At 72.9% G+C, this 25,179-nt stretch carries 22 protein-coding genes and 1 pseudogene; 14 read left to right on the forward strand and 9 right to left on the reverse strand.

All coding sequences use genetic code 11. The features are described from left to right. Positions 1–108: 108 nt before the first annotated feature. Positions 109–1,053, reverse strand: a complete 945-nt coding sequence (locus ACZ63F_RS38800; protein WP_469718394.1) for a LysR family transcriptional regulator — start codon at positions 1,051–1,053, stop codon at positions 109–111. Between the two features lie 801 nt (positions 1,054–1,854). Between ACZ63F_RS38800 and ACZ63F_RS38805 the strand changes: the two genes are divergently transcribed. Next, entirely contained in the window at positions 1,855–2,553 is a 699-nt protein-coding gene (locus ACZ63F_RS38805) for an RNA polymerase sigma factor (RefSeq protein ID WP_469718395.1), read from the forward strand. Beyond that, positions 2,550–2,783 (forward strand): hypothetical protein, encoded by a 234-nt coding sequence (locus tag ACZ63F_RS38810; RefSeq protein WP_469718396.1) that lies wholly within the window; start codon positions 2,550–2,552, stop codon positions 2,781–2,783. The genes ACZ63F_RS38805 and ACZ63F_RS38810 overlap by 4 nt, the downstream gene beginning before the upstream one ends. Before the next feature lie 34 nt (positions 2,784–2,817). Here the strand turns inward: ACZ63F_RS38810 and ACZ63F_RS38815 are convergent, their stop codons facing one another. Continuing rightward, positions 2,818–3,954 carry a lactonase family protein gene (locus ACZ63F_RS38815; RefSeq protein WP_469718398.1) on the reverse strand — a complete coding sequence of 379 codons (1,137 nt, stop codon included), beginning with the start codon at positions 3,952–3,954 and terminating at the stop codon, positions 2,818–2,820. Between the two features lie 233 nt (positions 3,955–4,187). Between ACZ63F_RS38815 and ACZ63F_RS38820 the strand changes: the two genes are divergently transcribed. Further along, positions 4,188–5,705 carry an amidohydrolase gene (locus tag ACZ63F_RS38820; RefSeq protein ID WP_469718399.1) on the forward strand — a complete coding sequence of 506 codons (1,518 nt, stop codon included), beginning with the start codon at positions 4,188–4,190 and terminating at the stop codon, positions 5,703–5,705. 164 nt (positions 5,706–5,869) lie between these two features. On the opposite strand, the gene ACZ63F_RS38825 is transcribed toward ACZ63F_RS38820, so the two are convergent. From ACZ63F_RS38825 to ACZ63F_RS38835, 3 genes are all read right to left on the reverse strand, one after another. Further along, on the reverse strand, positions 5,870–6,670 hold the full coding sequence (locus ACZ63F_RS38825) for a histidine phosphatase family protein (protein WP_469718401.1): 801 nt from the start codon (positions 6,668–6,670) through the stop codon (positions 5,870–5,872). Between the two features lie 179 nt (positions 6,671–6,849). After that, entirely contained in the window at positions 6,850–7,962 is a 1,113-nt protein-coding gene (locus ACZ63F_RS38830) for a sensor histidine kinase (protein WP_469718402.1), read from the reverse strand. After that, positions 7,959–8,627, reverse strand: coding sequence for a response regulator (locus tag ACZ63F_RS38835; protein WP_469718404.1), 669 nt, complete (start codon positions 8,625–8,627; stop codon positions 7,959–7,961). Before ACZ63F_RS38835 ends, ACZ63F_RS38830 begins: the two co-directional genes overlap by 4 nt. A 266-nt stretch (positions 8,628–8,893) precedes the next feature. On the opposite strand from ACZ63F_RS38835, the gene ACZ63F_RS38840 reads away from it, so the two are divergent. The 4 genes from ACZ63F_RS38840 (at position 8,894) to ACZ63F_RS38855 (ending at position 12,538) form a co-directional block, all read left to right on the forward strand. Then, entirely contained in the window at positions 8,894–9,892 is a 999-nt protein-coding gene (locus ACZ63F_RS38840) for a serine hydrolase domain-containing protein (protein ID WP_469718405.1), read from the forward strand. Positions 9,893–9,953: 61 nt separating this feature from the next. Further along, positions 9,954–11,480 (forward strand): tRNA (N6-isopentenyl adenosine(37)-C2)-methylthiotransferase MiaB, encoded by a 1,527-nt coding sequence (gene miaB / locus ACZ63F_RS38845; protein WP_469718407.1) that lies wholly within the window; start codon positions 9,954–9,956, stop codon positions 11,478–11,480. A 43-nt stretch (positions 11,481–11,523) separates the two neighbouring features. Beyond that, a complete protein-coding gene (locus ACZ63F_RS38850; protein WP_351961693.1) occupies positions 11,524–11,814 on the forward strand; it encodes a hypothetical protein in 291 nt (96 codons plus the stop codon). A gap of 10 nt (positions 11,815–11,824) precedes the next feature. Beyond that, a complete protein-coding gene (locus ACZ63F_RS38855; RefSeq protein WP_469718408.1) occupies positions 11,825–12,538 on the forward strand; it encodes a class III extradiol dioxygenase subunit B-like domain-containing protein in 714 nt (237 codons plus the stop codon). Between the two features lie 96 nt (positions 12,539–12,634). Here ACZ63F_RS38855 and ACZ63F_RS38860 read toward each other — a convergent pair whose 3' ends face one another. Further along, positions 12,635–12,922: an antitoxin gene (locus ACZ63F_RS38860; protein ID WP_352366862.1), complete on the reverse strand. Its 288-nt coding sequence runs from the start codon at positions 12,920–12,922 to the stop codon at positions 12,635–12,637. A gap of 34 nt (positions 12,923–12,956) precedes the next feature. After that, complete coding sequence (locus tag ACZ63F_RS38865; protein ID WP_469718410.1) at positions 12,957–13,265, reverse strand: hypothetical protein; 309 nt, start codon at positions 13,263–13,265, stop codon at positions 12,957–12,959. A gap of 183 nt (positions 13,266–13,448) precedes the next feature. On the opposite strand from ACZ63F_RS38865, the gene miaA reads away from it, so the two are divergent. The 7 genes and pseudogenes from miaA to ACZ63F_RS38900 all read left to right on the forward strand — a co-directional run. After that, entirely contained in the window at positions 13,449–14,387 is a 939-nt protein-coding gene (gene miaA, locus ACZ63F_RS38870; RefSeq protein ID WP_351961689.1) for a tRNA (adenosine(37)-N6)-dimethylallyltransferase MiaA, read from the forward strand. A 107-nt stretch (positions 14,388–14,494) separates the two neighbouring features. Beyond that, the gene (locus ACZ63F_RS38875) at positions 14,495–15,010 is read left to right on the forward strand and encodes a hypothetical protein (protein ID WP_469718495.1); all 516 of its coding nucleotides are present in this window, start codon (positions 14,495–14,497) and stop codon (positions 15,008–15,010) included. A gap of 205 nt (positions 15,011–15,215) precedes the next feature. After that, the gene (dapF, locus tag ACZ63F_RS38880; RefSeq protein WP_469718411.1) at positions 15,216–16,079 is read left to right on the forward strand and encodes a diaminopimelate epimerase; all 864 of its coding nucleotides are present in this window, start codon (positions 15,216–15,218) and stop codon (positions 16,077–16,079) included. Between the two features lie 295 nt (positions 16,080–16,374). Continuing rightward, the gene (locus ACZ63F_RS38885) at positions 16,375–18,510 is read left to right on the forward strand and encodes a RelA/SpoT family protein (RefSeq protein ID WP_469718412.1); all 2,136 of its coding nucleotides are present in this window, start codon (positions 16,375–16,377) and stop codon (positions 18,508–18,510) included. Between the two features lie 69 nt (positions 18,511–18,579). Further along, positions 18,580–20,085: a M1 family metallopeptidase gene (locus tag ACZ63F_RS38890; protein ID WP_469718414.1), complete on the forward strand. Its 1,506-nt coding sequence runs from the start codon at positions 18,580–18,582 to the stop codon at positions 20,083–20,085. Positions 20,086–20,323: 238 nt separating this feature from the next. Beyond that, the gene (hflX, locus tag ACZ63F_RS38895) at positions 20,324–21,817 is read left to right on the forward strand and encodes a GTPase HflX (protein ID WP_469718415.1); all 1,494 of its coding nucleotides are present in this window, start codon (positions 20,324–20,326) and stop codon (positions 21,815–21,817) included. Positions 21,818–22,033: 216 nt separating this feature from the next. After that, a pseudogene (locus ACZ63F_RS38900) lies at positions 22,034–23,148 on the forward strand (IS630 family transposase); the annotation flags it as partial. 88 nt (positions 23,149–23,236) lie between these two features. Here ACZ63F_RS38900 and ACZ63F_RS38905 read toward each other — a convergent pair. Together ACZ63F_RS38905 and ACZ63F_RS38910 are read right to left on the reverse strand one after the other, a co-directional pair. Then, the gene (locus ACZ63F_RS38905; protein WP_469718416.1) at positions 23,237–23,926 is read right to left on the reverse strand and encodes a response regulator; all 690 of its coding nucleotides are present in this window, start codon (positions 23,924–23,926) and stop codon (positions 23,237–23,239) included. After that, complete coding sequence (locus ACZ63F_RS38910; RefSeq protein WP_469718418.1) at positions 23,923–25,146, reverse strand: sensor histidine kinase; 1,224 nt, start codon at positions 25,144–25,146, stop codon at positions 23,923–23,925. The genes ACZ63F_RS38905 and ACZ63F_RS38910 overlap by 4 nt, the downstream gene beginning before the upstream one ends. Positions 25,147–25,179 lie beyond the last annotated feature (33 nt).

A 25,179-nucleotide genomic window follows, 5' to 3' on the forward strand; every position in this document is an offset into this window, starting at 1 on the left:
CCCCCCCCCCCCCCCCCCCCCCCCCCCCCCCCCCCCCCCCCCCCCCCCCCCCCCCCCCCCCCCCCCCCCCCCCCCCCCCCCCCCCCCCCCCCGCGCCCGTGCTGCTCCCTACTCCCGCATCGACCGCATGGACCGCATGGACCGCATCGACTCCGCCGACCCCGCCGACCGGTCCAGCGCGGCGACGAAGCGGCCCAGGTCCCGGCGGCGGGAGTCGGCCGGCCACACCGCCCAGGTGCGCCGCACCAGCGGCGCTCCGGCCAGCGGTGACCAGGTCACGTGGTCGGGGAGCGGCTGCTGCCAGCCCGGCGGGGCCAAGGCGAAGGCCTGTCCGGAGGCGACGGCGGCCAGTTTCACGTCGGCGATCAGCGCCTGTCCCTCGGGGGCCTCGGGGCCGAGATCCAGGCCGTGGCCGCGCAGCACCGCGGTCAGCTCGTCGTACCAGGCGGGACTGCCGGCGCGCGGGAACCCGACCCACCGCAGGGTCCCGAGCGCGTCGAGCGGGATGCCGTCGGGTCCGGCGAGCTCGGCGGCCTGCGCGGCGGCGACCAGCACACCGAGCTTCTCCCGGACGACGAGCAGCGCGTCGAACTCCGGCCCGGACGGCCGCTCCCGCAGAAAGCCGACGTCGAGCTCACCGGCCCGCAACGCGGCAAGCTGCTCCGCCGTGGACAGGTGCCGGGCCTGCACCCGGGTCTCCGGATGCGCCGCGGCGAGCTCGGCCAGCGCCGGGTCGAGCAGCCCGGACGGCAGCTCCAGGGGGATGCCGATGCGCAGCGCCCCGCCGCCCGGACCGGCGTACCCGGCCATCACCCGCATCGCCTGGTCGTGCCGGGCGAGCACCGCCCGTGCCTCGCCCAGCAGCGTGGTCCCGGCCTCGGTGGCCTTCACCCCGCTGCTCCCGCGCACCAGCAACCGCACCCCCAGCTGCCGCTCCAGCCCGCTGATCGTCTGGGACAGCGCGGGCTGGCTCACATGCAGCCGCCGGGCGGCGGCCGACAGCCCGCCCTCCTCCACCACCGCGACGAACGCCCGCAACTCCCGCAACTCCATGCCGACATGCCATCACGGCCACGGACGGGAGTCACGCCGGGACGGTCGGCGCCGCGGCGGCCATCTCTTCCGGAGATAACCCCTATCTATGGCTTTCTCCATTGAGCGGAACATTTGAGATCATTTCGGACGTTGCTGTGTACGACGCTGAATAACGGAAGAAAGAGGTATTCACCAGGCGTGATAACCGCCCATCGAGGATCGGAGCCGGCCATGTCGCTGACATCGGGTGAACTGTCCTGCACCGCGCCCGCGGGTGCGGTGGCAGTGCAGGGCAAGAAGGGGGTCGAGTACGCGGGCGGGCGCGACGCCGACGGTACCGACCGGTCGCGCCCCGGCGCACTGCGCGCCGCGGTGTTCGGCGTCAACGACGGCCTGGTCGGCCGTGTTCGAGAGGTTCCGGCGTCCCGGGCAACGCCGTCCTGTTCGCCGGGGTCGCGGGGCTGCTCGCCGGCGCGTTCTCCATGGCGGCCGGCGAGTACATCTCGCCGCTGGTCTCCGGGGCCCGCCAGCTCTTCGTGGGCGCCCTCGCCGCGGCGGCCGTCCACGGGATCGGGCACGTGATCGGCGCCAGGGTCACCTGAGCCCGGCCGCCCGGACCGGCCGACAGCACACGTCTCACCACGCACGGATCAGACGGAACAGATGGATCAGATCGGCACCTGGCAACTCGGCGGGGACCGGGGTGCCTTCGCCGAGGAGGACGCCGCCAGAAAGGCCGTCCGGCGGGCCCGCGCGCTCGGGGTGCAGGGCCCTGAGCCCCGCCCCGGGGCCGGCGTCGGCGCGTCTACGATGGGGCGCATGGCGTCTGCGGTCGGACACGAACAGGGCGAGCACGCGCGGACCGCGGCCGTGACGCCGGCCGGCGGTGCGCGTGACCTCGATCCCGTCTCGGCGTCCTGGGTGCGGGAACTGTCCTCGACCGGCACGGTCTACGAGACGGCGTGCGCCCGGCTGCACGGCGATCTGCTGCGGATCGCGAAGCGCGAACTGGCCAGGCGGCGGCCCCGGTTCGGCTTCGACGGCCCCGAGGCCGACGACCTCGCCCACCAGGCCGCGGCGGACGCCCTCCTGGCCATCACCCGGAAGATCGGGGACTTCCGGGGGGAGAGCCGCTTCACCACCTGGGCCTACCGGTTCGTCGTCCTCGAGGTGTCGGCGAAGGCCGGCCGTCACTTCTGGAGCACACGGCGGGTGGAACTCGACGGCGAGGACTGGGACCGGCTGCCCGACCGGCTCGGGGCCGGTCCCGCGGAGTCGTCCGAGGCGCGTGCCCTGGCCGCCGCAGTGCGCACGGCGGCGGACGAGGTGCTGACCGACCACCAGCGCAGGGTCTTCGTGGCGCTGGTCCTGGACGCCGTGCCGCTGGACGCGCTGGCCCTGGAACTGGGGAGCAGCCGGAACGCCGTCTACAAGACGATGTTCGACGCCCGGCGCAGACTGCGCGACCACCTCGTGGCCCACGGCTACCTGGACGTGATCCCCGGGAGGCGGTCATGACGAACCCGGACCGGCTCTCCGTACGGGCGGCGCTGGAGCGGTTCCTGACCACGGACCCGCAGGACGTGGGCTGTGCGGAGGCCCTGGGTCTGCTCCACGTGTACGCGGACCTGAAGGCGGCCGGGGGCGATCCCGAGCGGCGGTGGCCGGGCGTCGCCGCGCACCTGCGCGCCTGCGGACCCTGCGGCGAGGACTACGAGGGGCTGCTCGCCGCCGTCCTGGAGACCTGACCGGTTCCCGGGCGCAGCGGCGAGCAGCCTGCCGTCAGGAGGCGGCGATGCCCTCGCCGCCGACGGCGTCGGGGACGACGACCGAACCGAGCCGGGTCAGGGAGCCGTCCTCGTTGACGCGGAACTCGTCGACGCCGCCCTCCTTGCCGGTCTGCGCGTACAGGAACCGGCCGTCCGAGGAGACGTCGGCGTCCACCGTCCCGGCGCCGGTCGCGGTGGTGCCGACCGCCGTGAGCGTGCCGTCCGCGCCGACCCGCAGGCCGGACAGGGTGCCGCTGCCCGCGTTGGAGGCGTAGACGTGCCCGCCGTCGCGGACGATCCAGCAGGTCGCCGCCTGGCCGGTCGCCACCTCGGAGACCTTGGTCAGCCGCAGGTCCGCGCCGACCCGGAAGGTGGCGACCGAGTTGGTGCCCGCCTCGGTCACCACCAGCCGCCCGCGGGCGTCGAAGGTGAAGCCAAAGGGCACCGCGCCGGGGGTCGGGGTGACCACGGGACGGGCGGCGATGCCGGACCGGCCCACCGGGAACACGTCTATGGTGTTCGCGCCGGCCTTCGTGGTCACCACCAGCGCGCGGCCGTCCGGGGTGAAGGCCACCTGCCCGGGGGTGTGCGTGAACTGCGGCGTGGCGGCCGGGTCCAGACCGAGGGAGCGGTGCCAGGCGTCCACCTTCACCAGGGAGCCGTGCACGTTCCGGAAGCCCTGTACGGAACCGCCGCCCAGCGCGTTGAGCACGTACACCAGGTCGCCGTGGACGGCCACGCCGACCGGGAAGTCGCCTCCCGACGGGACGACCTGACGGCGCACCAGCCGGTCGCCGCGGACCGCGAACACGGTGACCGTGTCGCTGCCGGCGTTCACGGCGTAGAGCAGGCCGTGCGCCTTGTCGTACGTCAGCGACCCCTGCGAGGCGAGGTGGTCGACCGCCGACCCGTCGAGGACACCGCCGAGCCCACCGGTCCGGTACACGCCGCTCTGGCGCAACTCTCCGTCCGCGGAACGGCTGTAGGCCACCACGGCGTTGCCGTTCACCCCGTCCGTCTGGACGAACACGGCACCGTGGGCACCGCCGGAGTGGGCCGACGCGGCTCCGGTGCTCAGCGCGAGAGACGCGGCGGCGGCCACGGTCACGGCGACCGCGGCGGCGGCCTTCGACTTCTTGCCCATCGTCATTTCCCTTGTGCTCCTGTTGACGTGGCGGCACAGCGGCCGCCGGCGGTGACGTGGGACCCGGTTCGGTCTCACACCGGATCTGCGTCGCCGGCGGCAAGGTCCTTTCCTCGCCGGACGGTCACGAAAGATCTCCGTAAGGACTCGGCGGGCCGGGGGAGTCCGGCACCGACCGCAGCCGAGTAAGGAACCCTGGGTGGGTGTTGTTGTCGCTGTTGTGGGCGGACGGAGGCTCGATGACGGAGGTCGCAGGCACACCGCGCAGGCCGGCGCTGACGCTTGGCCGGGTGCGACTGGGGGCGGGCGGACCACTGGTCGGGGTGCGGGTGGCGGACGGCAGGGTCACCCATGTGGTCCCGGACCCGGGGGCCGTGCCGCCCGCCGGGCCGGTCGCGGGCGAGCGGGTCCTCGACCTGGACGGGCGCGTCCTGCTGCCCGGCCTGTGGGACGCCCATGTCCACCTCGCCGAGTGGGCGAGCGCGCGCCGTCGGCTCGACCTCTCCGGCACCGCCTCCGCGCGCCAGGTGGCCGACCGGGTGCGCACGCACGGCAGTACGGCGCCCGGCGCGGGAACGGTCCTGTTCGGGTACGGCTTCCGGGACGCCCTGTGGCCCGACGCCCCGGACAAGCGGCTCCTCGACGCGGCCCTGCCGGACCGGCCGGTCGCCCTGGTCAGCGCCGACCTGCACGCCGTGTGGCTGAACTCAGCCTGCCTGGCGCTGGCCGGCCGCGCCGGCCACCCGACCGGCCTGATCCGGGAGGCGGAGGGCCACGAAGTCCTCTCGGCCCTGCCCGAGGTGCCGGCCGCGACACTCGACGACTGGATCGCCGACGCCTGCCGGGCCGCCGCCGCCCGCGGGGTCACCGGGGTCATCGACTTTCAGTACGGCGACACCGTGGGCGCCTGGGAGCGGCGCTCGGCGCAGGCCCCGCCGGCCGTACGGGTGTCCGCCGCCGTCTACCCGGGCCACCTGGACGCGGCCGTCGCGCGCGGTCTGCGCACCGGCTCCGAGATCGGCGCGTCCGGCGGCCTGGTGCGGGTCGGCCCGCTCAAGCTCTTCACGGACGGCTCGCTCAACACCCGTACCGCACTGTGCCGGGACCCCTACCCGGGTCTCGAGAACACCGAGGGCTCGCACGGCATCGAGCAGACGGCACCGGACGAACTGGTACGGCTCATGCGTCGGTCCGCCGCCCACGGCATCGAACCGGCCGTGCACGCCATCGGGGACCGGGCCAACACCGTCGCCCTGGACGCCTTCGACGCGGTGCGCTGCCGCGGCCGGATCGAGCACGCGCAGCTGCTGAGCCCCGGGGACCTGCCGCGCTTCGCCGAGTTGGGGGTCACTGCAGGGGTGCAGCCGCGGCACGCGACGGACGACCGCGACGTGGCGGACCGGTACTGGGCCGGACGCACCTCACGCGCCTTCGCCTACGCCGGCCTGCTGGCCGCCGGGGCGCGGCTGGAGTTCGGCTCCGACGCCCCCGTCTCGCCGCTGGACCCCTGGCTCGCCGTCGCGTCGGCCGTCACCCGGACCGACGACGACCGGCCCGCCTGGCACCCGGAGCAGCGCCTGCCGGTGCCCGACGCGCTGGCCGCGGCGGCCCGCGGACGCCGGCTCATCAGGGTCGGGGACCCCGCGGACCTGGTGGTCGTGGACGTGGATCCGCTGACGGCGGCCCCGGACACGCTGCGCGCGATGCCGGTGCACGCCACGATGACGGCCGGACGCTGGACCCACGGGCCGTACTGACAGCACCCGCCTTCGACGGCCTCGGACAGATTCCGTGGCCCGCAGGGGACCTTACCGTCCGGGCCACGGGAGTACGGGGGCGGCGGGTCAGGTCGCGCCGGTTCCCCTGATCCCGCCGGCCACTCCCCGGAGACGGGGTCGGCTGGGCCGCCGGGGCCTCTGGGTCAGGCCCTGAGCGGGTCCGACGAAGTCCGCTGCGGCCGAACAGCGCCCCGAGGGAGCGCGGGGAACTGCGCGACCGGCCACGACGGTGCCGCACACGCACCCGACTGACGGCATTCCTTCCCGCCGCCCCCGCCGTCCCTGTCGTCGCCGTCGTCCCTGTCGTGGCTGTCGTCCCTGTCGTGGCTGTCGTCCAGGCGGACGGCCGTCGGCCGAGAGAGCAGCCGCCGCTGTGCCTCCGGGAGGGAGCCGTGCCCGAACCGGACGTCCCAGTAGCTGCCTCGCCAGGTGAGGAGGATCGCGTCCAGGGGCGGCACGGACAGGTGCCAGAACGTTCTCGCCGGCATGGCCAGAGCGCGGATGAGCACGGCTCGGACGACGGCCGTCTCGGTGACCGCCACCGTGTGGCCCGAGCCCCGCGCCACGCTGCTCAGCCAGTCCGCCGACCGGCGGCAGAGCCCGCGTACGGACTCTCCGCCGTGGGGCGCGGCATCCGGATCCGTGAGCCAGGCGCTGAACCCGTCGGGGTCGGCCGCGGCGACCTCAGCGACGGTGCGGCCGCGCCAGGCGCCCACGTCGAGATCGCGGAGCACGGGTTCGGGTGCCGCCGTCAGGCCGATGGCGTCGGCGGTCTGCGCACAACGGGTCGAGGGCGTCCGGACGGCCTGCCCATGGAGAGAGAGCGCTGCTCTCGCGGCGCCTGCCAGGCGCAGGTCGCGCTCGCCCAGGGGGGCGTCGCCGAGCAGCGGGTCCAGAGTGGCGTCACCGCCGGGCGCGCGGAGAAGCGTCAGGTGGATCGACATGGGACCGGCCTCCTTCTTGGGCACGCGGTGCCTCACGTGCTCCAGAGTCGGCGCAGACCCCCCGGCCGGACCATCCGCCAGGTGGCCGGAACCACCCCGCCGACTGGCCGGCCTGTCCCCCTTGTCTCCCATGGTCTGCCCCACAGCGCGGCCGAACCGGCACGGTCACCCGTCACCCCTCACCGGTTCCGTTCGACGGGCAGTTCGAGGCGGAGCTCGTAGCCCCCCTGGGCCGTGGGACCGGACGTGACCGTGCCGCCCAGCAGCTCCGCGCGCTGGGCGAGGCCGACCAGACCGTTCTGGGCGCTCGGCAGGGCGACGGCGGGCCGGGTGGGGGCGGTGTTGGCCACGGTGGCGCACAGGACGCCGTCCCGGTGCCTGACGCGGACGGTCGCCGCGGCACCGGGGGCGTGCTTGCGGACGTTGGTCAGCGCCTCCTGGACGGTGCGGTAGACGGCGCGCTGCACCGTGGGCGGAAGCTCCTCCGGCAGGTCCGTCTCCAGCTTCGCCTCGATGCCGCTGGCCTCGACCAGGTGATCCAGGTCGGCGAGCGAAGGCTGCGGCGTGAGCTCCGTCGGCCTGCTGCCGGAGGCCCGCAGCACCCCGACCATGTGCCGCAGCTCCTCCAGGGTCTGCACGCTCAGCCGGCGGATCGTGGCCGCGGCCTGTCTCGTCTCGGCGTCCCGGCCGCTCACCTGGAGCGCTCCGGCCTGTACGGCGATGAGGCTGACCTGGTGGGAGACCACGTCGTGCATCTCCCGGGCAAGCTGGGCGCGCTCCTTCGCCAGCACGCTCTGGGCGGTCAGCAGCCGCTCCTGCTCACGGGCCTCGGAGATGTCGGCGAGCCGCAGCGACAGTTCGCGCCGGGCCTGGACCAGCTGGCCGAGGAAGACGGGAGCGGCAGCGGTGGCCAGCGTGTAGCTGAGATGGAACAGGTTGTTCGTCTGGGACAGCTCGGTGGCGTCCAGGGACGACCACGGCCAGGGCAGGAAGTCGATGATCGCGTAGGCCAGCGCGCAGCCGCCCAGCAGGGACCGGTGGCGGTTGAGGGAGGAGAGCGTGTACAGCGCGGCCATGGGGGCGACCACCGCGTCGGTGACCAGGGCGGTGGGGAGCGTGAGGACGAAGGTCGTCAGGGGCAGCCGGTGCCGCAGCAGCAGGGCGACGGCGCCGAGCAACGCGCAGTAGGCCGGCGGCTGGTCCTCGACCCCGACGTGTGCCCAGCCGTCCGCCAGCGCGATCGCGACGAAGCCGAGGTCGAGGAGCACGCCCGACGGCCGGCGGGAGCTCACCGGGCGCCCTCGTCCTGCGAGGGGGTGAGCAGGCCCGCGCGCTCGGCGATGAGGGCCGCCTGGACACGGCTGCCCACCCGCAGTTTGCCGAGCACGTTGGTGACATGGCCCTTGATGGTTCCGGTGCTCAGGTGCAGTCGTTCGCCGATCTCGGTGTTGGCGAGTCCTTCGGCCATGAGGACGAGCACGGCACGTTCCCGCTCGGTGAGCCGGGCGGTGAGCCGGACCGCGGCGGGCTCGCGCACGTTGTTGTCGAGATAGCCGCCCACCACCAGGCGGGTGACCTTGGACGACAGTACGGTCCCGCCCTCGGCCAGGGTGCGCACCAGATGGGGCAGCTGCTCGGGGTCGGTGTCCTTGAGCAGGAAACCGGCGGCGCCCGAGCGCAGCGCGGTCGCCACGTATTCGTCGGTGTCGAACGTGGTGAGCATGGCGACCACCGGGGCCTCGGGCATGCCGCGGAGGTCGGCCAGGATCGTGAGCCCGTCCACGTCCGGCATCCGGATGTCGAGCAGGACGACGTCGGGCCGCAGCTCCCGCACCGTGCGCAGGGCCTGGCCGCCCGCCACCGCCGCGACCACCTCGATGTCGTCCGCCGCATCCAGAATGTGCGTGAAACCCGTGCGGATCAGGGCTTCGTCATCGACCACCAGTACCCGGATCACGTGCGCTCCGCTCGTCGCATGCCCGGTCGATGCGTACCCCGCGGGCACGTTCCTTCCGGCGGCCGGCACGGAGAACCCGCCGGTTGGCCGCGTGACCTCAGCCGGTCGGCGGGGCGCCCGCCGCCGCGGCGGTGAGCCCACCAGCCCCGCGCGGCACCTCGGCGCACGGCGTCCGCGGCCCGCCCGTGGCGCAACCAGGACCTGCGCACGCGTCTGACTACGCTGAGCGACGGGACACCACACCGCCCAGGACAGATCGGGAGACCATGGCCCTCGACCTAGACATCGACCGCATCCGCGAGCTCGTCGGCGAAGGCGTCCGCGACAAGGTCTACCCCGGCGCCGTCTGGGCCGTCGGCGACCGCTCGAACATGGTCATCGGCACCCCGGGCGTCCTCGATCCCGACCGGCCCGACGAACCGATGCGGCACGACACCGTCTTCGACGTCGGCGCCCTCACGCAGATCCTCGCGGTGTGGTCAGCCATCGGAACCCTCGTCGAGGACGGCACGCTGCGGCTCGACGAGGAACTGGGCGAGCTCTGGTCCGCGCTGCGCGGCCGCCCCCTGGCCCGGGTGACCGCCCGCCACCTGCTCACCCACACCGCCGGCGTTTCGGTCCGCACCGGCCCGCCCCGGGACATCCGCGACGGCGTGCTCCACGACCCGGTACGCCGTCCGCCCGGGGAGGCCGTGGAGTACACCGACCGCGCCGCCCTCGTCCTCGGGCGCCTCGCCGAAGAGCTCTCCGGCCGGCCCCTCGACGTCCTCGCGGCCACCCGCGTGTGGCAGCCCCTCGACATGACACGCACCTGCTACGGCCCCCTGCCCGACGAAGCGGCCGCCCGCTGCGCGCCGACCGAACTGGACGACGCCACGGGCTCCCGCCTGCGAGGCACCGCCCACGGCTCACCGGCACACGCCCAGGGCGGGGTGTTCTCCGTCCTCCCCGACCTCGCGGCCTTCCTCCGCCACCTGCTCCAGCCGGGACACGGCGGCGGACAGCCCGGCTTCGGCCCCGCCTGGGTCCAGGAGTCGCTGCGCGTCCACACCGGCGACCTCACACCCCCCGGCGGCCTGTTCTGGCACCCGGTCCCGGAAACCCACGACATCTGGATGCCCCACGGCTCTCCGGGAGCAGGCGCGTGGCTCTCTCCGCAGCAGGGCCGCTGGGCAGTCCTGCTGACCAACGAGCTCTACTTCACGAGGGACCCCGCCCCCCTCAGCCACATCCGCGACACCTTCCCCACCCTCGCCTTCGCCTGACGGCGCTGCCACACCGGATGGGCCGGGGCAGCGGTCTCCGGGGACCGCCTACCCTTGACCCATGACCACCAGCAGCGACCGGAGCCCGGTAGTGGACGTTCAGGCACCCAGGACCTACGAAGTGCGCACTTACGGGTGCCAGATGAACGTCCACGACTCCGAGCGATTGTCCGGGCTGCTGGAGGACGCCGGGTACGTGCGCGCCCCCGAGGGGGCGGACGGGGACGCCGACGTGGTCGTGTTCAACACCTGCGCGGTCCGGGAGAACGCCGACAACCGGCTCTACGGCAACCTCGGCCGGCTCGCGCCGAGGAAGGCGTCCCGTCCCGGCATGCAGATCGCGGTCGGCGGGTGCCTGGCGCAGAAGGACCGCGATACCATCGTGAAGAAGGCGCCCTGGGTCGACGTCGTCTTCGGTACGCACAACATCGGCAAGCTGCCGGTCCTGCTGGAGCGCGCCCGGGTCCAGGAAGAGGCCCAGGTGGAGATCGCGGAGTCGCTGGAGGCGTTCCCCTCCACCCTGCCGACCCGCCGCGAGAGCGCCTACGCGGCCTGGGTGTCGATCTCCGTCGGCTGCAACAACACCTGCACCTTCTGCATCGTCCCGGCCCTGCGCGGCAAGGAGAAGGACCGCCGCACCGGTGACATCCTCGCCGAGATCGAGGCCCTGGTCGCCGAGGGCGTCTCCGAGATCACCCTGCTCGGCCAGAACGTCAACGCCTACGGCTCCGACATCGGCGACCGCGAGGCCTTCAGCAAGCTGCTGCGGGCCTGCGGGACCATCGAGGGCCTGGAGCGGGTGCGGTTCACGTCCCCGCACCCCCGTGACTTCACCGACGACGTGATCGCGGCCATGGCCGAGACCCCGAACGTGATGCCGCAGCTGCACATGCCGATGCAGTCCGGCTCGGACAGTGTCCTGAAGGCGATGCGCCGCTCGTACCGGCAGGAGCGCTACCTCGGCATCATCGAGAAGGTACGGGCCGCGATCCCGCACGCGGCGATCACCACCGACATCATCGTGGGCTTCCCCGGCGAGACCGAGGAGGACTTCGAGCAGACGATGTACGCCGTGCGCCAGGCCCGCTTCACGCAGGCCTTCACCTTCCAGTACTCCAAGCGGCCCGGCACCCCCGCCGCGACCATGGAGAACCAGATCCCCAAGGAGGTCGTCCAGGCGCGCTACGAGCGTCTCGTCGCTCTCCAGGAGGAGATCTCCTGGGACGAGAACAAGAAGCAGGTCGGCCGCACGCTCGACCTGATGGTCGCCGAGGGCGAGGGCCGCAAGGACGGCGCCACCCACCGCCTCTCCGGCCGTGCCCCCGACAACCGCCTGGTCCACTTCACCAAGCCCGACCAGGACGTCCGCCCCGGCGACGTCGTCACGGTCGAGATCACCTACGCCGCCCCGCACCACCTCCTCGCCGAGGGCCCGGTGCTCGGCGTACGGCGCACCCGCGCGGGCGACGCCTGGGAGAAGCGCAACGCGGCCGAGGCGGCCAAGCCGGCGGGCGTGCTGCTGGGGCTGCCCAAGATCGGCGTGCCCGAGCCGCTGCCGGCGGCGACCGGGGGCTGCGCGGCGCACTGATCACCCGCCATACTCCTCTCGTCGATCGGGAGCGGGGGGAAGCATGGCGCGCTGGGTGGTTGTCGTGCAGTTCGGGACCGGGGAGCACTACAGGGTCGACGAGGTCACCCGCTTCGAGAGCACCCCGGAGCAGGCCCGGGCCACCCTCTACGAGGTCGCCTGCACCCACCTGCCCCGCCCGGGCCTGCGCCAGCAGCGCCGCGAGGTGTTCCGGATGGGGGACGAGGACGCGTACTACGTGCACATCAACGGCTGGATGTCCACGTGGCGGGTGTTCTACCGGCTGGCGGAACTGGCGTGGAGCAGCGGTCCCGCGCCGGTGTACCAGCAGTAGGCTGCCGATCATGCTTGCCGCAGCAGCAGTCTGTCCCTGCCCGCCCGTCCTCGTCCCCGAGGTCGCCGCGGGAGCCGCGCCCGAGCTGGACGCCGCGCGTGCCGCCTGCGCCGACGCGCTCGGGGTGCTCGCCGCCGCCCGCCCCGACCTGCTGGTCGTGGTGGGGCCCGCCGAACAGCCGGGGCGGGGCCCGTTCCCGCAGGGCAGCAGGGGCACGTTCCGGGGCTTCGGGGCCGCGGTCGACGTGCAGCTGGGAGGCGGTCCGGAGGCGGTCGGCGGGCGCGAGCTGCCGCCCTCGCTGGCCGTCGGCGCCTGGCTGCTGGAGCGTACCGGCTGGGCCGACGCCCCCATCGAGGGGCTCGGCGTCGGCGAGCCGCTGGAGACCGAGCGGTGCGTCCAGGTGGGCCGGGAGATCGCCGGCCGGGCCGCCCGCGTGGCGATGCTGGTCATGGGCGACGCCAGCGCCTGCCGCACCCTCAAGGCGCCGGGCTACCTCGACGAACGGGCGGCCCCCTTCGACGCCGAGGCCGCCCGGGCGCTGGGCGCGGCCGACATCGAGGCGATCAAGGCCCTGGACGCCGACCTGGCGTACCGGCTCAAGGCCGCCGGCCGCGCCCCCTGGCAGGTCCTCGCCGGCGCGGCCGAGGACGCGGACCTCGCCGGAGCGCTCCTCTACGACGACGCGCCGTACGGCGTCTGCTACCTCGTGGCGACCTGGTCCTGAACGCGCTGAACGCGCTGAACGCCCGCCGGAACGGCGGACGGCCGGGAGTCGGGTGACTCTCGGCCGTCCGCCGATCTTCTCCGGGACCCGCCCGGCTCAGGAAGCCGGCGGCGGCCCCTCCGGCCTGGTCGGGGCGGTGGGACCGGGCGTCGTACCGCCCATGGCGTCCGGGTGCACGAACCGGTCCATGGCGCCCTTGGCCCTGCCCGTACCCGTCTGGATCTTGTCGCTGTACTTGCCCTTGGTCTTCTCGTCGACGACTCGCGCGGCCTTGTCGATGCCGTGCTGGAGCTTGTCGACCTTGTCCTCGTGCTGTTGCGCGAAGTGAGAGGCCTTGTCCTTGGCCGGGGCGAGCTTGGCCTTCAAATTGTCCAAAAGACCCATGGTTACCTTCCCTATGGCTTCCCCTCGCGGACCGTTATGTCCGGGCGCCCTCGCCGGCCTCGTTGTCGGCGGCCTCCTTGGCGGACTGCTGCTGGGGAATCTCGGTGTTGTCGGCGGCGGCCCCGGCGGGCTCCGGGTCCGTCCCCGCGTCCGCGTCCCGGCCGTCGTCCTCGCCGGAACCCTTCGGCGCAGCCTCGGCCTCGGCCGCCTCCTCCGCGGCGTTCTCCGGCCCGGGCCCCTCGGGCTCGGCACCGGCCGACGCGCTGACCTCCGGCTCTTCCGGGGTCGTCGGCTCTTCCGACGCCTTCTGCTTCTTCCCAAAGAACCGTGCAAAAACGCCCATATCCACTCCATACGTTACTCGTGCGAGCGAAATCCCGCGTGACCCCGGTGCGTCCGATTGCGCCGGACCGGTCGCGGCCTCTCGGCGGCGGTGGCGGGAACCTCGCAACGGGCAACGAAGCCGGACACGCTCCGTCACGTAACTCGTTCGAGACCCGCCTCCGAGGTTTGCGAGACTGGTGCGGTGAGCAGCGCACCCCTCGCCCCCCGTGTCATCGCCGTCGTCGGCCCCACCGCGGCCGGAAAGTCCGACCTCGGCGTCTTCCTGGCCCAGCGGCTCGGCGGCGAGGTCGTCAACGCCGACTCCATGCAGCTGTACCGGGGGATGGACATCGGCACCGCCAAGCTGACGCCCGGGGAGCGCGCCGGCGTCCCGCACCACCTGCTCGACATCTGGGACGTGACCGTCACCGCCTCCGTCGCCGAGTACCAGCGGCTCGCCCGCGCCCGCATCGACGCCCTGCTCGCCGAGGGCCGCTGGCCGATCCTGGTCGGCGGCAGCGGGCTTTACGTCCGCGGCGCCGTCGACAACCTGGAGTTCCCCGGCACCGACCCCGAGGTCAGGGCCCGCCTGGAGGACGAGCTCGCCCTGCGCGGTTCCGGCGCCCTGCACGCCCGGCTGTCCGCCGCCGACCCGGAGGCGGGCCGCGCGATCCTGCCCAGCAACGGCCGCCGTATCGTCCGCGCACTGGAGGTGATCGAGATCACCGGGCGCCCCTTCACCGCCAACCTGCCCGGCCACGACTCGGTCTACGACACCGTCCAGATCGGCGTCGACGTGGCCCGCCCCGAACTCGACGAGCGCATCGCGCTGCGCGTCGACCGGATGTGGGAGGCGGGACTCGTGGCCGAGGTGCGCGCACTGGAGGCGCACGGGCTGCGCGAGGGACGCACGGCCTCGCGCGCCCTCGGCTACCAGCAGGTCCTGGCGGCGCTCGCCGGCGAGTGCACCGAAGCGGAAGCCCGGGCGGAGACCGTCCGTGCCACCAAGCGCTTCGCGCGCCGCCAGGATTCGTGGTTCAGGCGCGACCCGCGGGTGCACTGGCTTAGTGGGGCGGCAGCGGACCGCGAAGAACTTCCCCGGCAGGCCCTGGCGTTGGTCGAACGACCGGTCACAGCCTGATCACGTCATGGCATCGGGATGCGCCACCGGTCATCGGGGCCTCCGGCGCCGTGCCATCATCGAGCTTCGATCGCAAGTGGAGTCCTAGGTTGGGAGGGCGCGTGGCGATGGAGGCCGGCCCTCGCGACACCGCACACGACACCGAGCACGTCGCCGTCGAGGCCCTTGAACCGGGTGTCGACGAGGAGGGTGAGGGGCGACTCTCGCCGGACGGTCCGGACGACACGGTGGGCGGCGGTGTCACCGCCGACGGCCCCGAGCCGGAGGAGATGTTCGCGAGCGGCCCCGAGGTCGAGGTCGAGCTCCGCCCGCAGCGTCGCCTGCGCCTGTGGCAGCTGGCCCCGATCGTCGGCCTGGCTGCGGTCGGCTCCCTGATGTTCGCCTTCCCGCTGGCTTTCGACTTCGGCGACAGCGGCGCGGTGATCGCCATGCTGGGTCTGCTGATCTGCTCCTGCGCGGCCGGCTGGGGAATGATGGCCGCGAGGAAGGTCGGTTACACGTGGCCCGGCATCCCGGCACGGGGCTCGGGCCGCAGGCCCGACTGGCGCGTGGTGCTCGGATACGTGGTCCTGGTCGCGATCGTGGTCGTCCTGGCGGTATGGCGCGTGGCGCGCCTGCGCTGACGTAACCCTGCGTCGACGTAGGCCTGCGCCGACGTGAGCCTCCGCCCGGAACGCCCCGCACTGGAGCGCCCCGAAAGGGGCGCTGGGGGTGCCCCCGGCCGAAGGCTGGGGGAGGAACTGCGCGACCAGCCCCCACCGGGCCCGCACCCGAGCCACTTCCGAACCACCTCCGAGCCATCCCTCCCCCCTCCCTTACCCTCGAAGAATGAGCATCCCCTTCCTCAAGGGCCACGGCACCGAGAACGACTTCGTGATCGTCCCGGACCCCGACAACGCCCTGGACCTCACCCCCGCCGCCGTGGCCGCCCTGTGCGACCGCCGGTCAGGCATCGGCGCCGACGGCGTGCTGCACGTCGTACGGTCCGCCGCGCACCCCGAGGCCAAGGGGATGGCCGCCGACGCCGAGTGGTTCATGGACTACCGCAACGGCGACGGCTCGATCGCCGAGATGTGCGGCAACGGCGTCCGCGTCTTCGCCCGCTACCTCCAGCACGCCGGCCACGTCACGGAGGGGGACCTCGCCGTCGCCACCCGCGGCGGCGTCAAGACCGTGCACGTCGCGAAGGACGGAGACGTCACCGTCGGCATGGGCAGCGCCCGCCTCTCCGAGGGCGACGTGATTGTGAGCGTCGGCGACCGCACCTGGCCCGCGCGGAACGTGAACATGGGCAACCCGCACGCCGTCGCCTTCGTCGAGGACCTCGCCGACGCGGGCGACCTCTACACCCCGCCCCCCTTCAGCCCCCCGTCGGCCTACCCCGAAGGGGTCAACGTCGAGTTCGTCGCCGACCGCGGTCCCCGTCACGTCGCGATGCGCGTGCACGAGCGCGGCTCCGGTGAGACCCGCTCCTGCGGCACCGGCGCCTGCGCCGTGGCCGTGGCCGCCGCCCGCCGCGACGGCACCGACCCCTCGGTCACCGGAACCCCGGTGACGTACACCGTGGACGTGCCCGGCGGACGGCTCGTCATCACCGAGCGCCCCGACGGCGAGATCGAGATGACCGGCCCCGCAGTGATTGTCGCCACGGGCGAGATCGACACCGAGTGGCTGGAAAACGCCGTCCGCTGAGCCGGTCGCCCGTCGGGAACCGAGGTCAGGGCCGTCCCCCAACGCCTGGATCCACGGCCTGCGTTGCCGCTCCTGGCGAGAAACATCGGCCACCCCCCGAACAGGTGGCGCAAAATCGTAAACCTCGAAATCGTCGCTCGATTGGGTGATCCGTTTCACGCTCGGCGGGAGCCGGTCAATCGGGCGCGATGGGCTCGATAGCATCAAGCACCGGCACGGACGGGGGAACGTCGCCAATCCCTGAGCCTCGTATGCCCTGGGGCCCCGTCCGCCGGTCCACGAGCCGGAGGTGCCCATGAGTGCGGAGGCCACGAACCCTGCGACGCCCGGTCCCGCAGCGCCCGCGGCGGCGGTCCGCAGGAAGGCCCGCCCCCGGATCGACCTGCGCCGGCTCGGCCGGGCCGCGCTGCTCGGCAACGCCGCCCGCGGCAGACTCCCCGACGCCATCGGCCACGTCGCCGAGGCGCACCGCGCCCACTACCCCGATGCCGACCTCGAACCCCTGCGCCGCGCCTACGTCCTGGCCGAGTCCTCGCACCGCGGCCAGATGCGCAAGAGCGGCGAGCCGTACATCACCCACCCCCTCGCGGTCACCCTCATCCTCGCCGAACTCGGCGCCGAGACCACGACCCTGACGGCCTCTCTGCTCCACGACACCGTCGAGGACACCGACGTGACGCTCGACCAGGTGCGGGAGCAGTTCGGCGAGGAGGTCCGTTATCTGGTCGACGGGGTGACGAAACTCGAGAAGGTCGACTACGGGGCCGCCGCCGAACCCGAGACGTTCCGGAAGATGCTCGTCGCCACCGGCAGCGACGTGCGGGTGATGTCGATCAAGCTCGCCGACCGTCTGCACAACATGCGCACCCTCGGTGTGATGCGCCGCGAGAAACAGGAGCGCATCGCCAAGGTCACCCGTGACGTCCTCATCCCGCTCGCCGAACGGCTCGGCGTGCAGGCGCTCAAGACCGAGCTGGAGGACCTGGTCTTCGCCATCCTGCACCCCGAGGAGTACGAGCACACGCGGGAGCTCATCGCCGCGAACGCGGCCCGCGCCGACGACCCCCTCGCGGGCATCGCCGAGGAGGTGCGCGGGGTCCTGCGCGAGGCCGACATCCCCGCCGAAGTCCTCATCCGGCCGCGGCACTTCGTCTCCGTCCACCGCGTCAGCCGCAAACGCGGCGAACTGCGCGGCGCCGACTTCGGCCGGCTCCTGGTGCTGGTCAACGAGGACGCGGACTGTTACGCCGTACTCGGCGAACTGCACACCTGTATGACCCCGGTGGTCTCGGAGTTCAAGGACTTCATCGCGGTACCGAAGTTCAACCTGTACCAGTCGCTCCACACGGCGGTCGCCCGCGCCGACGGACAGGTCGCCGAAGTCCTCATCCGCACCCACCAGATGCACAAGGTCGCCGAGGCAGGCGTCGTCGCCCTCGGCAACCCCTACGCCCCGGCCGCCGACGCCCCCACGGCCGAGGCCACGGGCGCGGCCGCCCCGGCCGACGGCGAGCGCGCCGACCCCACCCGGCCCGGCTGGCTCTCCCGCCTCCTCGACTGGCAGAAGGCCGCCCCGGACACCGACACCTTCTGGTCCACCCTGCGCGAGGACCTCGCCCAGGACCGCGAGATCACCGTCTTCCGCCCCGACGGCGGCACCCTCGGCCTCCCCGAGGGCGCCACCTGCGTCGACGCCGCCTACGCCCAGTACGGCGAGGACGCGCACGCCTGCATCGGCGCCCGCGTCAACGGCCGCCTCGCGACCCTCAGCACCGTCCTCACGGACGGCGACACCGTCCAGCTCCTGATGGGCCAGGACCCGGCCTCCGAGCCCTCCCGGGAGTGGCTGGAGCACGCCCACACCCCGGCGGCCCGGATCGCCATCCAGCGCTGGCTCGCGGCCCACCCGGACAGCACCGAGGAACCGCCGGCCCCCGCCCCCAGCCGCCCCGTACCCGACTTCCCCGCCTCGGGCACCGCCCCCCGGACCGCCAGCGCCGTGGTCACCGACCGCCCGGACGCGACCGTACGGCTCGCCGGCTGCTGCACCCCGGTACCGCCCGACGAGGTCACCGGCTTCGCCGTGCGCGGGGGAGTGGTCACCGTGCACCGCGTGGAGTGCGCCTCGGTGGCGCACATGAAGAGCACCGGGCGCCCCGAGACGGCCGTGAGCTGGGGCGACAGCAACGGCTGCCGGGTCACCCTGGTCGCCGAATCGTTCGGCCGGCCCCATCTGCTCGCCGACCTCACCGAGGCGATGGCCCAGGAGGGCGCCGAGATCGTCTCGGCGACCGTGGAACCTCCCAGCCAGCAGCGCGTCCGGCACACGTACACCGTGGAGCTGCCCGACGCGGCCCATCTGCCCGCCCTGATGCGCGCGATGCGCAACGTGCCCGGCGTGTACGACGTCGGCCGAGCGCAACACCAGTGACCTACTCGTTCGAGTGGATCGGGCGCGCGTCGGCTCCGTGAGCTCGGGGTGTGCTGGTAGCGGTGGTCCATGCCGCTCACCCTCCGCACCCGCCCGTCACGGCGTGCCACCCGACCGCTCCGGCACCGGCGGGCCGCCGCCCTCCTCGCCTCCGCCGTCTCCGTCGCCCTCCTCGGCGCGAGCGCCCCGCCGGCCCCGCTCGGCGTCGGCGACCGCCTCTTCCCGTACCTCGGCAACCCGGGGTACGACGTGGCGTCCTACGACCTGTCCTTCACCTATCCGGGCAGCAACGACAAGCCGCTGCAGGCCGTCACCACCATCGACGCCCGGACCACCAGCGACCTCGACCGCCTCAACCTCGACTTCGCGCACGGCAAGGTCGAGTCCGTCGAGGTCGACGGCCGGCCCGCCGCCTTCCAGAGCGCCGGCGAGGACCTTGTCGTCACGCCGGACAATCCGCTGCGCCGGGGCGACTGGACGCGGATCACGGTGAAGCACACCAGCGACCCGGTCTCCGCCAAGGGCCAGGACGGCGGCTGGGTGCGCACCACCGACGGGCTCGCCATGGCCAACCAGGCCGACGCCGCTCACCTGGTCTTCCCGTGCAACGACCACCCGTCCGACAAGGCGATGTTCACCTTCCACGTGACCGCCCCGAACGGCTATGCCGTCGTCGCCAACGGACTGCCCACCGGCTCCGTCCGGGTCGGCGGCCGGACCACCTGGACCTACCGCACCCTGCATCCCATGGCCACCGAGCTGGCCCAGGTCTCCATCGGCCGCTCCGCCGTGCTGCACCGGGCCGGACCGCACGGACTGCCCGTCCGGGACGTCGTCCCGAGCGCCGACGCCAAGAAGCTCGAACCCTGGCTGGCCAAGACCCCGGACCAGATCGCCTGGCTGGAGAGCAAGGTCGGCACGTACCCGTTCGAGACGTACGGCGTGCTCATGGCGCAGGCGTCCACCGGCTTCGAGCTGGAGACCCAGACCCTCTCCCTCTTCGAGAAGAACCTGTTCACCGAGCCCGCGTACCCCAAGTGGTACATCGAGTCGGTCATGGTGCACGAGCTGTCCCACCAGTGGTTCGGCGACAGCGTGAGCCCGCGCGTCTGGTCCGACGTCTGGCTGAACGAGGGCCACGCCACCTGGTACGAGGAGCTGTACGCGGAGGAGAAGGGCCACCAGCCCATGATCAACCGCATGAAGGCCGCGTACGGCGCCTCCGACCGCTGGCGCGCCGCAGGCGGACCGCCCGCCCTGCCCAAGGCCCCCGACCCCGGCCAGAAGATCAGCATTTTCCGCCCCAACATCTACGACGGCGCCGCCCTCGCGCTCTACGCCCTGCGCCAGGAGATCGGCAAGCCCGCCTTCGAGCGCCTGGAGCGGATCTGGGTCCAGCGGTACCGGGACGCCACCGCCACCACCGCCGACTTCGTCCGCCTCGCCTCCGCGGTCGCGGGCCGCGACCTCACCGGCTTCTTCGACGCCTGGCTCTACGGCGCGAAGACCCCGCCGATGCCCGGCCACCCGGACTGGAAGCAGGTCCCGGCGCCGAAGAAGCACACCAAGAAGTGACGGCGGGGCGGCCCCCCGAATAACACGGTGCCAGGACGGGGCGTACCGTGCGACCATCGTGGGGTCGGCACAGCCCGGCAGCGCCGGCGGCGCCGATTCGCAGGCGGGCTCGGACCGGCTCAGGTCGGCTCAGACCGGCTCAGGTCGGCACGGTACGGGTCGCGGGGAATCTCCCGGGGTACTCGTACGTTGAGAAGTCGACGGCCGGCTTCGGCACTCCCATCGACGTAAGGACCCAATGACCTCCTCTTCTTCCCCTTCCCAGGACACCAGGCGCCTCGCGCAGGACTACCCCGACGGTCTTCGGGCCGATGCCCTGATGGAAGAGGACGTCGCCTGGAGCCACGAGATCGACGGAGAGCGGGACGGCGACCAGTTCGACCGCTCCGAGCGCGCGGCCCTGCGCCGCGTCGTGGGCCTCTCCACCGAGCTCGAGGACGTCACCGAGGTCGAGTACCGACAGCTCCGCCTGGAGCGGGTCGTGCTGGTCGGCGTGTGGACCTCGGGCACCGTGCAGGACGCGGACAACTCCCTCGCGGAGCTGGCCGCCCTCGCCGAGACCGCGGGCGCGCTCGTCCTCGACGGCGTCATCCAGCGCCGCGACAAGCCCGACGCAGCTACCTACATCGGCTCCGGCAAGGCCCTGGAGCTGCGCGACATCGTCGTCGAGACCGGCGCCGACACCGTCATCTGCGACGGTGAGCTCAGCCCTGGCCAGCTGATCCAGCTGGAGGACGTCGTCAAGGTCAAGGTCATCGACCGGACGGCCCTGATCCTGGACATCTTCGCCCAGCACGCCAAGTCCCGGGAGGGCAAGGCGCAGGTCTCGCTCGCGCAGATGCAGTACATGCTGCCGAGGCTGCGAGGCTGGGGTCAGTCGCTGTCGCGCCAGATGGGTGGCGGCAAGGGCGGCGGCCTCGCCACCCGTGGTCCCGGTGAGACCAAGATCGAGACGGACCGGCGGCGGATCCGCGAGAAGATGGCGAAGATGCGCCGGGAGATCGCGGAGATGAAGACCGGCCGCGAGATCAAGCGCCAGGAGCGCCGCCGCAACAAGGTGCCGTCCGTGGCCATCGCGGGCTACACCAACGCCGGCAAGTCCTCCCTGCTCAACCGCCTCACCGGTGCCGGTGTCCTGGTCGAGAACGCCCTGTTCGCGACCCTGGACCCGACCGTCCGCCGTGCGGAGACGCCGAGTGGCCGCCTCTACACCCTGGCGGACACCGTCGGCTTCGTCCGTCACCTGCCCCACCACCTCGTCGAGGCGTTCCGCTCCACCATGGAGGAGGTCGGCGACTCCGACCTGATCCTCCACGTGGTCGACGGCGCGCACCCGGCACCGGAGGAGCAGCTGGCCGCCGTGCGCGAGGTGATCAGGGACGTCGGCGCCACCGACGTACCCGAGATCGTCGTGATCAACAAGGCCGACGCGGCCGACCCGCTGGTCCTCCAGCGCCTGCTGCGCAACGAGAAGCGCGCCCTCGCGGTCTCGGCCCGCACCGGCCAGGGCATCCAGGAACTCCTGGCCCTCATCGACAACGACCTGCCCCGCCCGTCGGTCGAGATCGAGGCCCTGGTCCCGTACACCCACGGCAAGCTCGTGGCCCGCGCCCACAACGAGGGCGAGGTCCTCTCGGAGGAGCACACCGCCGAGGGCACCCTCCTCAAGGTCCGCGTCCACGAGGAACTGGCGGCGGACCTGGCACCGTACGTCCCGGCTCCGGCTGCCTGACGGTTCGTAAGCGAAAGGCCCGCTCCCTGGAAAGGGAGCGGGCCTTTCGGCACCCTTTCAGGGGCGCGGGGAACCGCGCGAGCAACCCACGACGGCCGTCAGCCGCCCACTGACGGACAGCCCCCTGGCTAGTGCTGTGGACCAGGAAGGTTCACCGGGTTGGTGGTCGGAGCGGTTGGACATGGCGTGTCGTTCGATCCGGCTGTCGGGAGTGCGGTGGCTGAGCCCGTTCGTGTGCGCAGGTTGCCCGACCAGGAGGGGCAGAAGCTGCAGCAGATCGTGTGCCGTGGCAGCACCAGTTCGGTCCGCTACCGGCGGGCGATGATGTTGCTGGCCGCGACCGGCGGGAACCGGGTGCCGGTGATCGCGAAGCTGGTGCAGGCCGACGAGGACACCGTCCGCGACGTGATCCACCGGTTCAACGAGATCGGCCTGGCCTGCCTGGACCCTCGGGGCGGGAGGCCGTCCCCGCCTTCTCAGTCCGGACGACGAGGATTTCGTCGTCCGGACGGCCACCACCCGCCCGACCAAGCTCGGCCAGCCCTCCACCCGCTGGTCCATCCGCAAACTCGCGGCCTACCCGCGGATAGTGCACGGCCGCGTGATCCGGATCGGCCGCGAGGCGTTACGGTGCCTGCTCGCTCGCTGCGGCATCACCTTCCAGCGCACCAAGACGTGGAAGGAGTCGCCCGACCCTGCGCGCGCGGCCAAGTTCGACCGGATCGAACAGGTCTTGCAGCAGTGCCCGGACCGGGTGTTCGCGTTCGACGAGTTCGGGCCGCTCGGTATCCGGCCCGCCGCCGGGTCGTGCTGGGCCGAGCAGGGACATCCTGAGCGGCAGCCCGCGACCTATCACCGCACGCACGGGCGCGCTACTTCCACGGCTGCTGTTCGGTCGGCGACGACAAGGTGTGGGGCGTCAACCGCAGCAAGAAGGGCGCCGCGAACACCCTGACCGCGCTGAGGCCGATCCGGGGGCCCGCCCGGACGGCGCTCCGATCTACGTGATCCTGGACAACCTGCCTGCGCACAAGGGCGAGACGATCCGGCGCTGGGCGAAGAAGAACCGGGCCGAGCTGTGCTTCACGCCGATCTACGCGTCCTGGGCCGATTCGATCGAGGCGCACTTCGGGCCGTTGCGGCAGTTCACCGTCGCCAACTCCGACCACCGCAATCACACCGCGCGGACCCAAGTCCTGCACGCGTATCTGCGCTGGCGTAACGCCAACGCCCGCCACCCCGAGGTCCTCGCTGCCCAGCGTCGCGAACGTGCCCGCATCCGCAGCGAGAAGGGCATCCGCTGGGGCGGGCGCCCGCTCGCCACCGCGGCCCGAAGAACCCGGCGAACTGTGCCCCGGACGGACGAAGCTGCCGCAGGGGGCCATGAGTTGATCTTTAAGCTCTGAGGGGCCCGGCCTGTCACCCGTTCCGCTGGGCTGGATCCTCCTCGGTGCGGATCCCATGCCGGTGTGCGTACACAATGGCCTGCGGGCGGTCGCGGCTGCCGGTCTTGGCGAAGATCTGATGGATATGGGTCTTCACCGTGGAGCGGCTCAGGTATAGCCTGGCGGCGATCTCCGCGTTGGACAGGCCCTGCGCGATCAGGCCGAGCACCTGGGCCTCGCGTTCGGTGAGGCCGTCGGGGAGGGCTGCGTTCTTCGCGGCGTGTCCCGGGTCGGTGCGGCGGCTTGCGCGGATCAGGCGGGCGGCGGCGAGCGGGTCGAGCATGGCGTGGCCGCAGGCGGCGGCCTCGATGGCGCGGTGGATGTCCGCGGCGGAGGCGTTCTTGGTCAGGTAGCCGGTGGCGCCGGCTTCGAGCGCGGCGAGGATGGAGTCGTCGTCGGTATAGGTGGTGAGGACCACGACGGCCGTGGCCGGACGCTCGGTCCTGAGCCGGCGCGTGGCCTCGACGCCGTCGGTGCCGGGCATGTGAAGGTCCATCAGGACCACGTCGGCCTCGTGCCGGGCGGCGAGATCGACGGCCTGCGCGCCGTCCGCGGCCAATCCGGCGACGTGCACCCCGTCGACGGCGCCGAGGATGGTGGCCAGGCCCTCGCGGACGACCCGGTGGTCGTCGGCGATGATCACAGAGATCGGTGTGGGGCTCATCGGTCGCTCCCGTCGCTGCGGTTGTCCAGGTTGCCCCGTCGGTAGGGGATGCGTGCGGCGACCCGCCATCCGCCGTCGGACGTGGGGCCGGCCTGGAGATCGCCGCCCGCCTGCTCGACGCGTTGCCTCATGCCCTGGAGCCCGAACCCGCCGCCGCTCGCGCGCAGTGCCGCGGGTGTCTCCGGGTCCGGGGCGGGTCTGGTATTGCCGACCTGTACGGTCACGTCCTGCAAACCGAAGCCGACCCGGACGTTCACCTGCGTGCCGGGGGCGTGTTTGGCGGCGTTGGTCAGTGCTTCCTGGGCGAGCCGGTAGAGCACGAGCGTGGTGTCGGCGTCCAGCTCCTGCCGGCTACCGTCCAGTTCGAGTTCTGCCTGGTGCAGTTCGCAGAGCCGTTCGAGCTGCGCGGCCAGCGGCGTGGCCTCGCCGCGCAGCGCGCGGACGGCTTGGCGTGCCTCGTCCAGGCCCGTGCTGACCAGCTCGTGGCCGAGCTCGATCTGCGTGATGAGCTTCTCGCGCGATGCGTCGGCGCGGGCGAGGGTGTCGATCGCGGTGAGCTGGATCGACAGGGCGCCGAGGGTGTGGGCGAGGACGTCGTGGAGCTCGCGGCCGAGACGGTTGCGTTCGTCGGCGAGTTCCGCCTCGGCCCGGGCGAGCTCGGTACGCCGGCGTTCCGTGGCGACCAGCGTGCTGTGCCGGGCACGCTGGTCGGTCTCGCGTCGGCTCGCACCGGCCACCAGTCCGGCGAGGGCCACGGCGGCGGTGCTCAACAGGCGCCCGGGAAACGGCCCGTGGGGGATCGCCGCGAGGCAGTAGGCGACGGGAGCGGCGGTAGACAGCACGAGGGCGGCGACCGGATCGAACGCGACGGCGGCCTGGCTCGCCGCCACGCCGGTGAAGATCAGTCCATTGGCGTCGGTGACCGCGAGCACCGCCCCGGCCGCGCACATCGCCGCGGCGACCGCGGCCACGTGCGCACCCCGGGTGCCGGCGGTCAGCAGGGTGCCGGCGATCAGGACGAGCCAGGCCAGCGCGGCGACGGCCAGGGCGACGGGCACCACGCCCCCCGGGTCGGCGGGGAGCGTGGCGACGTTGATCCAGACCGACACGCCCAGCCCCACCAGCATGGCCGCGGCTCGCGCCCGCGGGTCGGGGATCATGCCGCTCAGCCCGATCCCGGGATGGTCCGCGGCCGGGCTGAATCTACTGGTGATAGTCATCGGTCCGGATTATCCCAGGACGGTGTGCCTGAA

It is taken from the genome of Streptomyces sp. NPDC104761 (genome assembly GCF_055583445.1).

What these genes read in the sequence shown, in the direction of transcription:
- ACZ63F_RS38800 (WP_469718394.1), bottom strand. Translation starts at nt 1,053, where the DNA reads ATGGAGTTGCGGGAGTTGCGGGCGTTCGTCGCGGTGGTGGAGGAGGGC.
- ACZ63F_RS38805 (WP_469718395.1), top strand. Translation starts at nt 1,855, where the DNA reads ATGGCGTCTGCGGTCGGACACGAACAGGGCGAGCACGCGCGGACCGCG.
- ACZ63F_RS38810 (WP_469718396.1), top strand. Translation starts at nt 2,550, where the DNA reads ATGACGAACCCGGACCGGCTCTCCGTACGGGCGGCGCTGGAGCGGTTC.
- ACZ63F_RS38815 (WP_469718398.1), bottom strand. Translation starts at nt 3,954, where the DNA reads ATGACGATGGGCAAGAAGTCGAAGGCCGCCGCCGCGGTCGCCGTGACC.
- ACZ63F_RS38820 (WP_469718399.1), top strand. Translation starts at nt 4,188, where the DNA reads ATGACGGAGGTCGCAGGCACACCGCGCAGGCCGGCGCTGACGCTTGGC.
- ACZ63F_RS38825 (WP_469718401.1), bottom strand. Translation starts at nt 6,670, where the DNA reads ATGTCGATCCACCTGACGCTTCTCCGCGCGCCCGGCGGTGACGCCACT.
- ACZ63F_RS38840 (WP_469718405.1), top strand. Translation starts at nt 8,894, where the DNA reads ATGGCCCTCGACCTAGACATCGACCGCATCCGCGAGCTCGTCGGCGAA.
- miaB (WP_469718407.1), top strand. Translation starts at nt 9,954, where the DNA reads ATGACCACCAGCAGCGACCGGAGCCCGGTAGTGGACGTTCAGGCACCC.
- ACZ63F_RS38850 (WP_351961693.1), top strand. Translation starts at nt 11,524, where the DNA reads ATGGCGCGCTGGGTGGTTGTCGTGCAGTTCGGGACCGGGGAGCACTAC.
- ACZ63F_RS38855 (WP_469718408.1), top strand. Translation starts at nt 11,825, where the DNA reads ATGCTTGCCGCAGCAGCAGTCTGTCCCTGCCCGCCCGTCCTCGTCCCC.
- ACZ63F_RS38860 (WP_352366862.1), bottom strand. Translation starts at nt 12,922, where the DNA reads ATGGGTCTTTTGGACAATTTGAAGGCCAAGCTCGCCCCGGCCAAGGAC.
- ACZ63F_RS38865 (WP_469718410.1), bottom strand. Translation starts at nt 13,265, where the DNA reads ATGGGCGTTTTTGCACGGTTCTTTGGGAAGAAGCAGAAGGCGTCGGAA.
- ACZ63F_RS38875 (WP_469718495.1), top strand. Translation starts at nt 14,495, where the DNA reads ATGGAGGCCGGCCCTCGCGACACCGCACACGACACCGAGCACGTCGCC.
- dapF (WP_469718411.1), top strand. Translation starts at nt 15,216, where the DNA reads ATGAGCATCCCCTTCCTCAAGGGCCACGGCACCGAGAACGACTTCGTG.
- ACZ63F_RS38885 (WP_469718412.1), top strand. Translation starts at nt 16,375, where the DNA reads ATGAGTGCGGAGGCCACGAACCCTGCGACGCCCGGTCCCGCAGCGCCC.
- ACZ63F_RS38890 (WP_469718414.1), top strand. Translation starts at nt 18,580, where the DNA reads ATGCCGCTCACCCTCCGCACCCGCCCGTCACGGCGTGCCACCCGACCG.
- hflX (WP_469718415.1), top strand. Translation starts at nt 20,324, where the DNA reads ATGACCTCCTCTTCTTCCCCTTCCCAGGACACCAGGCGCCTCGCGCAG.
- ACZ63F_RS38905 (WP_469718416.1), bottom strand. Translation starts at nt 23,926, where the DNA reads ATGAGCCCCACACCGATCTCTGTGATCATCGCCGACGACCACCGGGTC.
- ACZ63F_RS38910 (WP_469718418.1), bottom strand. Translation starts at nt 25,146, where the DNA reads ATGACTATCACCAGTAGATTCAGCCCGGCCGCGGACCATCCCGGGATC.